Consider the following 9,837-nt stretch of genomic DNA (forward strand, 5'->3'; position numbering starts at 1 on the left):
AGTAAGCCCGACGAACTCGACTCGAAGGTCGCCGCCGCACTTCCGGTAGCGGGAGAGGCAGCGCTGCGGGCGCTCGCACACCTCGGCCTACAGCGCGGCGAGACGCTGCTCGTCCTGGGCGCCGCGGGAGGCGTCGGCACCATCGCGACGCAACTCGCGATCGCCGCGGGGGCGAAGGTTGTCGCGACCGCGGGTGAGGCGAACCACGAGCGGCTGCGCGCCCTCGGCGCTGCCGTCACGACGTACGGCGACGGGCAGCTCGATCGGATCCGCGCACTCGCGCCACACGGCGTGGACGCCGTGCTCTCGGCGTCCGCGACCGGGGCGCTCGGGGACGCGGTCGAGCTTCGTGGCGGCACCACCGGCCGGATAGCGAGTCTCGCCGACACGTCGGCCTTCGAGCTCGGAATCGACTTCCTCGCAGGAACTCCGGCGGACAGATCCCGTGAGACGCTCCGGACGCTCGTCTCGGCGTGGAGACAGGGGCGTCTCGTCCTACCGCCCGCGCGGCGATTCGCGCTCCACGACGCAGTCGCGGCGCATCGCGAACTCGATCACGGCCACGGCACAGGGAAAATCGTGCTGGTGCCGTGAGTGACACCACTGATCGCCGGTCAGGCCACGATCGGTGGTGGGCCCGGTGGTTCCGACCCGGGCGGACCGATGCCGGACCGGTCGAAGCCGGGAGGTTCGAAGCGTGGTCTGCCTCTCGGTGTCGGGATGATCGTCCAGGTGCTGTGGTGAACATGCCGGTGGTGTTTGCCGCATAACAGGACTGTGTTGTCGAGGTCGGTGGGTCCGCCGTCGGCCCAGTGAGTGATGTGGTGTGCTTCGCACCAGCTCACGGGTGCTGTGCAGTTCGGGAAGGCGCAGCCGCGGTCGCGAACGGTGAGTGCTCGGCGTTGTGCTGGGGTGACGAGGCGGGTGGTGCGGCCCATGTTCAGTGGGACGCCGTGGTCGTCGATCACGATCGGTGTCACGTGCGCGTCGCAGGCCACCGCACGCGCCGTCTCGGGTGTGAGGGTGCCGCCCCACGGCATCCACGGCAGACCGATGCCGTCGAGTAGTGCGGTGACGGAGACGCTCACCCGCTCGTCGTGGTTGTGCGGCTGTGCTGTCAGGTCTCGCTGATGGATGAGGACGGTGACGTGGGGTTTCTTGGCGGCTTCGTGCCCACTGTCGCCGGCGTCGAGGTGGCGTCGGCAGATCTCGATGAGTCCGTCCGCGCGGCGTTGCCCGGCGGAGCGCGGATCGCGGGTGCCGTCCGCTGCTGGCCGCGGTGCGGACAGTTTCGAGAGCGCGGTCGACAGGATCTCACCCGAGAGGGCGTCGAGGTCGCCGTGGAGCACGACCCTGCCGTTGAGTGTGTTCGAGACGGTGAGCGTGTTGAGGTCCTCGCGTTCACGGGTCGTCGGCCCGTCGGTGTCGATGTCGAGGCGCGTCCGCAGCGTTTCGATCGCGGTGCGTACCGACTTCGTTGCGGTTTCCGGGCCCGGTGCTGCCGCGGCGAGCAGCGCGTCGCGGCATGCGGCGATCACGGCCGCGTGCTCGTTCGGGTCGGTGTCCGCGAGCGCGGTGAGCAGCGACGGCGGCGTGTCGAAGAATGCGCACAGCATGCTCGCGTGGCGCGGCGAGATGCGCTGTTCGGCGACGGCGGCAGCGATCTCGGTTTCGGACCGCAGGCTCGTCCCCAATGCTGCGACGTCGCGTGCCTCACCGATTTCGAGCATCGTGTGGGCCGAGAGCCACGCCCCGGCATCCCGGTAGCCGGCTGCGGTCGCGAGACCCCGGTCGGCGACCTCGCCCATCAGCGTGATGCGCCGGGCCTGCAACACCTGGATCTGCCGCGACACATCCAGCACCGCGGCGGACAGTGCGGCGTCACCGAGCTGCCACGGCTCGACGCCCGCGGCGTCTACGCCGTGTGCTGTGTGTGAATCCCCCGACCCCATGCAACAAATCTAGTTCGAATGCCCGTTCGACACAAGATCTATTTCTGCAGTTGGGGATAGCCCAAGACCTGTCGATGGCGCGATCACCGTTCCCCGGCAGGTGGCTCGATCGAGGGTCACGCGATGTACCCGGAAGCCACGACGGTGTTGTCCGGAGTCGCATCGGCCACAACCCGTGAGAATCGCGCACGCCACGATCGGCACGACGAGCGCGGTGCGAGTTCTCGGCCGCGTCATGGACGTCGCGTGTCGTCGACGCGGGCGGAGTCGATCCACACCGTGTATCCGACGGTCACGGGAGGAGTGACGGGTGCGGGTGCGACGCCGTCGGCCAATGCGATCGTCTCGGCGGCGAGGAGGTCGCCCGTGCTGGGGTCGAGTACGAGGATGTGCCGGGTCGTTCCGTCCGAGGAATCTGCGCCGACGGCGATGCCGGTCCGCCCGATCCGATCCTTGGTCGTGCCGAGCGCCGCTGTTCCGTTCTGCTGCGCGAGGATTCGTAGTATCGCCGAATGCAGTGACGGCGACACCACCTGGTCGCGCCAGATGTCGGCGGTCGTGTCGAACCACCAGGCGGCATCGTGCCCGCGCCCCATCTCGTGGAGTTGCCGCTCGAGTCGGTCGGTGGGCAGGGCGTCGTCGAATCCTGCGGTGTCGAGCTCGCCGGGTCCGTACGGCCCGTTCGCGCTGCTCGGTAGCCCGTCGCGTGTTTCGGCGATGCGGCCGGAACCGTCGGCGGCATGCCACTCCTCGCGGTCGACCTCCTCCATCGCCCAGGACAGAACGACGCCGTCGATCGTCTGCTCGGTCGACATGCGCCACGCGGAGGTGTGGATGTAGTCGTATCCGCCCTCACCGCGTGTATCGGGCTGCTTGCCGGCGCGCGCTGCCGCGTGCTCGAGCACATCGGATTCCATGGTGGCCTCGTCGAAGGGAAGCGATCGCCACGGTGCCTCGACGGCCGCGGTCGACCGCGTCGTGTTCTCAAAACCGATGGTGCCGAGCGCGACGAGTCCGCCGACGAGCGCGATCGTCGCCACCGCTGCGGTCGCGAGGAATCCGGAGGTGCGCGGCCGACGTGTGGCGTGGGGCGGGGATGCAGGGTCGTCGAGTCGGCCGAGGAGGGTGCGCAGGCCGTCGACGGGCGCGAGTTCGGTGTCGAGGGTGTCGCGTTGTGCAGCCATGCGAGTGAGGGGATCGCGGTCGTCTGTCACGTGGGTGTTCTCTCGTTCGGGTGCAGTGCGGTGTCCGGTGGCCGGCCGTCACGCTGGGCGAGCGCTGCGGCGAGGCGACGGCGCGCTCGGTGGTGACGAACTGTGAACGTCGCTGTGGTGCAACCGGATACGGATGCGGCTTCCTGGTGCGTGAGTCCGTCCCACACCGTCAGCATGAGGGTTTCGCGGTCGCGTTCGCGCAACGAGGCGAGTGCGTCGAGTACGGTCACGCGTTCGACGACGGCGTCGTCCGCTCCGGGTTCGGACGCCGAGACGAGTCGGCGGGCACGGGAGATCTCGTCGACGAGAGCGTCGTGACGTTCGCCGCGGCGGCGCAGTTCCGACAGGGTGTGCCGTGCGGTGGTGAGGAGCCAGGGGAGAGGATCCATCGGCACCTCGTCGAGTCGGCGCCATGCGACGAGGAATGCCTCGTCGGTGGCCTCCCGGGCGAGCGAGTCCGGTGCCCGTCGGCGCGCGAACGCCAATACGCGCGGGTAGCACCGAACATAGATGTCGGTGAACCTTGCGTGGTCCGCACTCATCCACAACCCCCCCGGGTGACCTGGTGTCGCCATCGCTCTGCGTCACTACTTCTCCATGGTTCGGGGGGACGGGACCGTTACACACTAGGGGCGATCTCACACGGAACGCACGCGATTCCGCCGAACCGTCTGTGTCATCGAATATGCACGCACACAGTGTATTTCGGTTTCGCGACGATCGGGACGTTCGACTCTCGCCGGCAGTGCGGAGCCCCACTACGCTGACGCACGAGATGACCTACCGCCAATGGAACATCCTCGTGCCCGGCGCCTACGCGGCGCTGTGTGCCGTGCAGCTGATCGGATGGGTCCGTGCGGAGCACGAGTGGTACCGCATCGTGGGGTGTGTGGTCGCCGTAGCGGCGCTCGGCGCGATCGTCGTCGCCACGATCGCGCGTCGCCGGCATGCGCCGTCGCGGGTGATGTCCGAATCGTTGGCTCTCGCGTTGCTCATGGGTGCCGGCGCGACGGCGCTGCACACCGACTACGCCGGCGCGACCGTGACGCTGATCGTATTCACGCTCGTGCTCGGAATCGGCTCGGGGAGTGGCCTGTTCGCGCGGGAGTCACCGGCCGCGTGGATCGACCGCGTGACGGGATTCTCGCCGCGCCACAGTCGCCGCGACGGCTGAGTGCCTCAGCGCGGGGCGCGTTCGGCGAGCGCCGAGAGGATCTCGTCGTTCCAGCGGTGGGTGCGCACGAGTCGATATCGCTCGCGCGAAACCCACAGGTACGCTTCGGCATCGGTGAATCTCGGCAGCATCCTCGCGCCGCGCAGCATCCGGACGACCGGCACGAACTCCTCACCGAACCAGCGCCGCGCGATCTCGTCCCGTGTCATGAACTCGCCTCGGTCCTGCATGAGCCGGAATCCCCACGCCTCCACCGCCTCGCTCAGCTCGGCGTAGTCCCAGGGGTCGGTCACCTCGATCGCGTCGCGCTGCGCGTCGGGCAGCGGAACCCGCGACAGGAACATGCGCCGGTGATCCTTGGTGAGCAGATCGCGCCGCGTCTCGATCCCGTCCGGCGAGACCCGCGTCAGGATCTCGGTGACGTAGGCGTCGATCGTGTGCAAGCCGCGCGCGTGCGCGATGGACACGCGATGATGCCCGTCGATCACGAAGTGCATCGATCCCACGCGGTACACGCGGATCGGCGGGAACGACTCGCCGCGGCGCTGCGCCGTCGCGAGCCGTTCCCACCGTTCCCTGATCCGCGGGGACGTCGGGCGGAATCTGCGGTCGAAGTCCCGCGGGCGGTCGACGCTGCCCACGATCGAATCGAGGTCGATCGTCTGCAATCCGAGTCGCCGTTCGCCGACGCGCCCGAGTGCTGCGACGACCTCGTCGAACGGCAGGATGTCGCCGACGTCGTCGGGCTCGCGGCGCAGCCACGCGACGAGCCGCGACAGCTGCGCTCGGCGCCGTTCGCGCGAGAAGTCGTTCTCGGCGTCCGCGGCCGGGAATCCGGTGTCACGAGCCATGATGCCGCCTCACGATCGTCGGTGCCTGCCCGGGCGTGACGGTGAGCAGCGTGTAGCCCACCGTGTTGATCACGCGTGTCGTCCCGAGCGTGACGTCGGGAGCGGGCCGCCCGAACGGATGGATGTGGCCGTGGAGCATCACCGACGGCCGTAACCACCGGACCAGGCCACGGAGTGTGCCGAAGCCGCGATGCGCCGGATCGTCGCCGTCCCCGACGTCTCGCGGCGGACTGTGGGTGAGCAGGATGTCGACGGGCGCACGGCCACGCGCGATCCCGTCACGCGCGAGCATCCGCATCGCGCGCCGGCACTGCTGCGCCTCGGACCACTGATTCGGCCCGCCGGAATACCGCATCGACCCGCCGAGACCCGCGATCTGCAGGCCGCTCTCCCGGACGATGCGGGCGTCGGCGTCCACGGCGCCCACGGGACCGGGCCACGTGACCGGCATTCCCGCGCGGTACACGCCGCCGCGCCCCGTGCGGTATCCGGTGAGATCGCGGTCGTGGTTGCCGGGGACGAACACGCACGGCGCGCTCAGCGCCTCCGACAGATGCTCGAGATAGCCGAACGGAAGATCGCCCGCACCCAGCACGAGGTCGGCTCCGAGCGTGCGCGCCCGATCGCTCCAGAGCCACTCGACGGGCTCGTCGGCGACGGCGAGTACCGACACCATGAATGCGACCGTACTCGCAGGATGGTTGGATGAGCGGGTGTCCGACAGCTCCGACAACGTCGTTTCCGCCGTCCGAGCGCACCTGACCGCGCAGATCGGAGGACCCGAACCGAGCACCGCGTCGGTGACCTTCCTCGGTGTCGAACCGCTCGAGATCCTCCGGTTCGGCCCCGACGACGAGGGAATCGTCCGCTACGCCACGGTCGGCTGCTCGCGGCGCCCGATGGGCGATCCGGTCGAGATGGTCGCCGACGATCTTCGCGGCCCGCGCGCCGAGGTCGTCCTCGCGGTGCGCGGTGGGTTCGGCCCGCAGTCGAAGATCGAGACGACGCTCGCGATCCTCGCCGCGGCGCCCGCCGTCGAGGGGCTCGTCCTGGTGCCCGACGCCCTCATCGATCTGGGTCAGTCGCTGTGGGTGGGTTCGCCGTTCACGGCAGTCCTGCTCGGCGAGGGCAGCGGCATCGACGATCTCGCGCTGGCCGAGCCGATGGACCCGGTCCGGTTCTTCTCGGCAGTGCCGATCACGGGTACCGAGGCGGCGTGGGTGCGGTTGCGGGGCGCGGCCGCGTTGCGCGACGCGTGGACGGAGGCGGACATCGACGTCCGTGACCCGGCGCGCTCGGCCGCCTCGCTCTGATCTCGCGGGGGAGCGAGTCACAGCCACCCGTTGCGGCGGAACGCGAGGAACAGGCTCGTCGCGACGACGGCCATGATCCCGATCGCCAGCGGATACCCCAGGGCCCAGTGCAGTTCGGGCATGTCGTCGAAGTTCATGCCGTAGATCCCCGCGATCAGCGTCGGCGCCGCGGCGATCGCCGCCCACGCCGAGATCTTGCGCATGTCCACGTTCTGCTGGACCTGGATGTTCGCGACCACGGCGTCGACGAGCGACGACAGGATCTCGTCGAACTCCGCGATCCGGTCGGTCACCGTGATCAGGTGATCCAGGACGTCGCGGAAGTAGCGGCGGATCTCCTTCGACACCGGGCTGTCGGGCGAACGGGTCAGCCGGATCAGCGGATTCGCGAGCGGCGCCGTCGCCCGCCGCATCTCCACGACCTCGCGATTGAGCAGGTTGACGTGCTCCATCGTGATCACCTCGCTCGACCCGAACACCGCCTCCTCGAGCGCATCGACGTCGTCGGCCACCGACTGTGCGACGTCGAGGTACGTGTCGACGACGTGATCGGCGATCGCGTGCAGGACGCCGAAGGGCCCCAGCGCCAGACGTTCCGGCCGCTGTTCGAGGTTCCGCCGCACCTCGGGCAGCGCCACCGACATGCCGTGGCGGATCGTGACGACGAAGTTCTCGCCGATCGCGACCTCGATCTCGCCGCTCGACACGATGTCGGTCGCCGACGTCACCGACTCGTGCGGCACGTACTCGAGGGTCTTCACCACCATGAACCAGAACGCGCCGTACCGTTCGAGCTTGGGTCGCTGCCGCCCCTCGACGGCGTCCTCGATGATCAGCTCGTGCAACCCGAAGGCGCGTGCGACGTCGGTCATCGTCGCGAGGTCCGGGTCGCGCAGACCCAGCCACACGAAGCCGTTGCCGCGGCGCCGGACCTCGTCGAGTCCCTCGCGGTAGGTGAACGTTCCCGGAAGGCGGACGCCGTCGGCGTACACGCCGCAGTCGACGACGTACGTGTCGTGCGCGTCGGAGGGACGGGCGGCTGCGGACACGGTGAACCTCCCTTGACGTGCTCGCTCGTGCGGTGCACCGGACACGGTGCACCTGACACACTGTTGCGCATGCGGATCGATCTTCACGCACATTCGTCCGAGTCGGACGGCACCGACTCGCCCGCGCGGCTCGTCGCGGCGGCTGCCGAGGCGGGTCTCGACGTCGTCGCGATCACCGATCACGACACGACGGCGGGCTGGGAGGCCGCGGCGGCGGCACGTCCCGACTCGCTCACCCTCGTGCGGGGCATGGAGATGTCGTGCGCCGGGCGCGGCGAGGACGGTTTCGACGTCCCCGTGCATCTCCTCGCGTATCTGTTCGATCCCGCCGCACCGGCTTTCGCGGCCGAACGCGAGCGGCTGCGGGCCGAGCGCGTCGACCGCATCCGGGCGATGGCGACCCGGATGCGTTCCGCGGGACTGGCGATCGACCCCGACCGGATCCTCGCCGAGGCCGGTCCGTCCGTCGGACGCCCGCATCTCGCCCGTGCGCTCATCGACGCCGGAGTCGTCGACAGCGTCGCGGATGCGTTCCGTGGGCCGCTCTCGACGTCGAGCGAGTTCTACGTCGACAAGATCGACACACCGCTCGCCGACGCCGTCGCGATGGTCGCCGACGCCGGGGGTGTCGCCGTCGTCGCGCATCCCCGCGCCCGCTCGCGCGGCCGGCTCATGGACCTCGCGCAGATCGCCGAACTCGTCCCGGACGGGCTGCGGGGAATCGAGGTGCACCATCCCGATCACTCCGCCGCGGACGTCGCCGTCCTGGACGCGCTCGCGGACGAACTCGACCTCGTCGTGACGGGGTCGTCGGACTACCACGGCTCCAACAAGACGATTCCGCTCGGCGCGTTCACGACGGCACCCGAGCAGTACGCGCGCCTCGTCGACGCCGCGACCGGCACCGACGTGCTGGGGCCGGTGCTCGGCTGACATGAGCTTCGACACCGCGGTCTTTCTCGCGACCTTCGTGACGCTGTTCGTCATCATGGATCCGCCGGGCGTCATCCCGGTCTACCTCTCGCTCGTCGGACGCAAGACGAAGGAGGCGCGCAATCGCGCGGCGTGGCAGGCGCCCGCCGTCTCGCTGCTCGTCATCACCGTCTTCGCGGTCGGCGGCCAGGCGATCCTCTCGTACCTGCACATCGGGATCCCCGCGCTGCAGGGCGCGGGTGGACTGCTGCTCCTGCTCATCGCACTCGATCTGCTGCGCGGGCGAGGGGCGGGCGGCACCGACCCGCACGGCGACGCCGAGGTGAACGTCGCGCTCGTGCCGCTCGGCACACCGCTGATGGCCGGACCCGGTGCGATCGCCGCCGTCATCGTCGCCGTCGCCCAGGCCGACACCGGCGGGACGTACCTCGCGATCGCGGCCGCGATCCTCGCGATCCACACCGTGCTGTTCCTCGTGCTGCGCTTCGCGACGACCCTCATCCGGATCCTCGGCGAGGGCGGGATCACGCTGCTCGCACGGATCGCGGGCCTGCTGCTCGCAGCGATCGCCGTGCAGCTCGTCGCGTCGTCCGTCATGGGCTTCATCGACCAGTACTCGGCGGGCTGACCGGGCGGCCGAGCCGGTCGCTACTCTGGGAGGTCGCACGCGACGCGCGCGTCGCGATCGCACGAGGGGAGACACCGGTGACCTATCGCGAGTCGCCCTACGCCGACGCCGGATACCGGGAGCAGCGTGCCCCGCGCCGCCGCGACGGTGTCCTCGTGCGGGCCGTCCGGGCGCTGAGCGGTGCGGTCGCCGCGGGCGTCGTCGTCCTCGCGTTCGTCGTCGTCGGTGCCGCCGTCCTCGGTGGCCGCGAAGGTTTTCCCGGCCCGGGCACGGTCTCGCTCGCGACCCACGTCGCCGGCGCCGCCGTCGCCCTGATCGCGCAGTCGTGGGCGGACCGCCGGTTCGGAATCCGTGCACTGCCCGGCTCGCTCGTCGTGTTCGTGGTGCTCGCCGCACTGCTGTGGACGCAGTGGTGGGGATGACACCCGACTCGGTTCGGCCCTGCGCAGGGATGCGTTAAGCTGATTCGACTGCCGCCGGTGCCACCGCCCCGCGGCCGCTGAGGATGGCACGTCGCATCCGGAGAACCCGCACATCCGCGGGCTCCACGCAGGGCATACCCGCTCCACTCCATCTCGTCTCTCGCCTCGAGCGCTGTGCGCCGGGCGATTCCCACCCCGCCGATCCCGGGTGGTTCGCAATTCGGGTGGCTCCGCGCCGCCCGTCATCGACGCGCGCGTGCGCGGCAGACTGCCCACGCGAGCCGCAGACAGGAGTGCCCGT

Annotated in this window: 12 protein-coding genes; 6 read left to right on the plus strand and 6 right to left on the minus strand. The window is 69.9% G+C overall.

The window, feature by feature from the left end; genetic code table 11:
• The coding region (locus tag RR1_RS20935) for a zinc-binding dehydrogenase (RefSeq protein ID WP_143153979.1) at window positions 1-594 on the plus strand (594 nt) is incomplete at its 5' end.
• A gap of 20 nt (window positions 595-614) precedes the next feature.
• Here the strand turns inward: RR1_RS20935 and RR1_RS20940 are convergent.
• From RR1_RS20940 to RR1_RS20950, 3 genes are all read right to left on the minus strand, one after another.
• Complete coding sequence (locus RR1_RS20940) at window positions 615-1,952, minus strand: HNH endonuclease signature motif containing protein (protein ID WP_010837323.1); 1,338 nt, start codon at window positions 1,950-1,952, stop codon at window positions 615-617.
• A gap of 233 nt (window positions 1,953-2,185) precedes the next feature.
• Window positions 2,186-3,136 carry a hypothetical protein gene (locus RR1_RS20945; protein ID WP_010837322.1) on the minus strand — a complete coding sequence of 317 codons (951 nt, stop codon included), beginning with the start codon at window positions 3,134-3,136 and terminating at the stop codon, window positions 2,186-2,188.
• Window positions 3,137-3,162: 26 nt separating this feature from the next.
• Window positions 3,163-3,708, minus strand: a complete 546-nt coding sequence (locus RR1_RS20950; protein ID WP_010837321.1) for an RNA polymerase sigma factor — start codon at window positions 3,706-3,708, stop codon at window positions 3,163-3,165.
• A 203-nt stretch (window positions 3,709-3,911) separates the two neighbouring features.
• Between RR1_RS20950 and RR1_RS20955 the strand changes: the two genes are divergently transcribed.
• Window positions 3,912-4,340, plus strand: coding sequence for a hypothetical protein (locus RR1_RS20955; RefSeq protein ID WP_143153980.1), 429 nt, complete (start codon window positions 3,912-3,914; stop codon window positions 4,338-4,340).
• Window positions 4,341-4,345: 5 nt separating this feature from the next.
• On the opposite strand, the gene RR1_RS20960 is transcribed toward RR1_RS20955, so the two are convergent.
• Together RR1_RS20960 and RR1_RS20965 are read right to left on the minus strand one after the other, a co-directional pair.
• Window positions 4,346-5,191: a ParB N-terminal domain-containing protein gene (locus RR1_RS20960; RefSeq protein ID WP_010837319.1), complete on the minus strand. Its 846-nt coding sequence runs from the start codon at window positions 5,189-5,191 to the stop codon at window positions 4,346-4,348.
• The gene (locus RR1_RS20965; RefSeq protein ID WP_010837318.1) at window positions 5,181-5,867 is read right to left on the minus strand and encodes a metallophosphoesterase family protein; all 687 of its coding nucleotides are present in this window, start codon (window positions 5,865-5,867) and stop codon (window positions 5,181-5,183) included. The genes RR1_RS20960 and RR1_RS20965 overlap by 11 nt, the downstream gene beginning before the upstream one ends.
• Here RR1_RS20965 and RR1_RS20970 point away from each other — a divergent pair.
• Window positions 5,866-6,504, plus strand: coding sequence for a suppressor of fused domain protein (locus RR1_RS20970; protein WP_010837317.1), 639 nt, complete (start codon window positions 5,866-5,868; stop codon window positions 6,502-6,504). The two genes, RR1_RS20965 and RR1_RS20970, sit on opposite strands and share 2 nt — an antisense overlap.
• 17 nt (window positions 6,505-6,521) lie before the next feature.
• Here the strand turns inward: RR1_RS20970 and RR1_RS20975 are convergent, their stop codons facing one another.
• Entirely contained in the window at window positions 6,522-7,553 is a 1,032-nt protein-coding gene (locus tag RR1_RS20975) for a magnesium and cobalt transport protein CorA (protein WP_010837316.1), read from the minus strand.
• Window positions 7,554-7,622: 69 nt separating this feature from the next.
• On the opposite strand from RR1_RS20975, the gene RR1_RS20980 reads away from it, so the two are divergent.
• The 3 genes from RR1_RS20980 (at window position 7,623) to RR1_RS20990 (ending at window position 9,536) form a co-directional block, all read left to right on the plus strand.
• Complete coding sequence (locus RR1_RS20980; protein WP_010837315.1) at window positions 7,623-8,486, plus strand: PHP domain-containing protein; 864 nt, start codon at window positions 7,623-7,625, stop codon at window positions 8,484-8,486.
• Between the two features lies 1 nt (window position 8,487).
• A complete protein-coding gene (locus RR1_RS20985) occupies window positions 8,488-9,114 on the plus strand; it encodes a MarC family protein (RefSeq protein WP_010837314.1) in 627 nt (208 codons plus the stop codon).
• 77 nt (window positions 9,115-9,191) lie between these two features.
• A complete protein-coding gene (locus RR1_RS20990; RefSeq protein WP_010837313.1) occupies window positions 9,192-9,536 on the plus strand; it encodes a hypothetical protein in 345 nt (114 codons plus the stop codon).
• Window positions 9,537-9,837: the final 301 nt, after the last annotated feature.

The sequence above is a fragment of the Rhodococcus rhodnii NBRC 100604 genome (genome assembly GCF_001894925.1).
GTDB classification, from domain to species: Bacteria; Actinomycetota; Actinomycetes; order Mycobacteriales; family Mycobacteriaceae; genus Rhodococcus_F; species Rhodococcus_F rhodnii.

Excerpts from the sequence above, each read along its gene's own strand:
- RR1_RS20950 (WP_010837321.1), bottom strand. The coding sequence starts at position 3,708 with ATGAGTGCGGACCACGCAAGGTTCACCGACATCTATGTTCGGTGCTAC.
- RR1_RS20960 (WP_010837319.1), bottom strand. The coding sequence starts at position 5,191 with ATGGCTCGTGACACCGGATTCCCGGCCGCGGACGCCGAGAACGACTTC.
- RR1_RS20940 (WP_010837323.1), bottom strand. The coding sequence starts at position 1,952 with ATGGGGTCGGGGGATTCACACACAGCACACGGCGTAGACGCCGCGGGC.
- RR1_RS20985 (WP_010837314.1), top strand. The coding sequence starts at position 8,488 with ATGAGCTTCGACACCGCGGTCTTTCTCGCGACCTTCGTGACGCTGTTC.
- RR1_RS20970 (WP_010837317.1), top strand. The coding sequence starts at position 5,866 with ATGAATGCGACCGTACTCGCAGGATGGTTGGATGAGCGGGTGTCCGAC.
- RR1_RS20945 (WP_010837322.1), bottom strand. The coding sequence starts at position 3,136 with ATGGCTGCACAACGCGACACCCTCGACACCGAACTCGCGCCCGTCGAC.
- RR1_RS20980 (WP_010837315.1), top strand. The coding sequence starts at position 7,623 with ATGCGGATCGATCTTCACGCACATTCGTCCGAGTCGGACGGCACCGAC.
- RR1_RS20965 (WP_010837318.1), bottom strand. The coding sequence starts at position 5,867 with ATGGTGTCGGTACTCGCCGTCGCCGACGAGCCCGTCGAGTGGCTCTGG.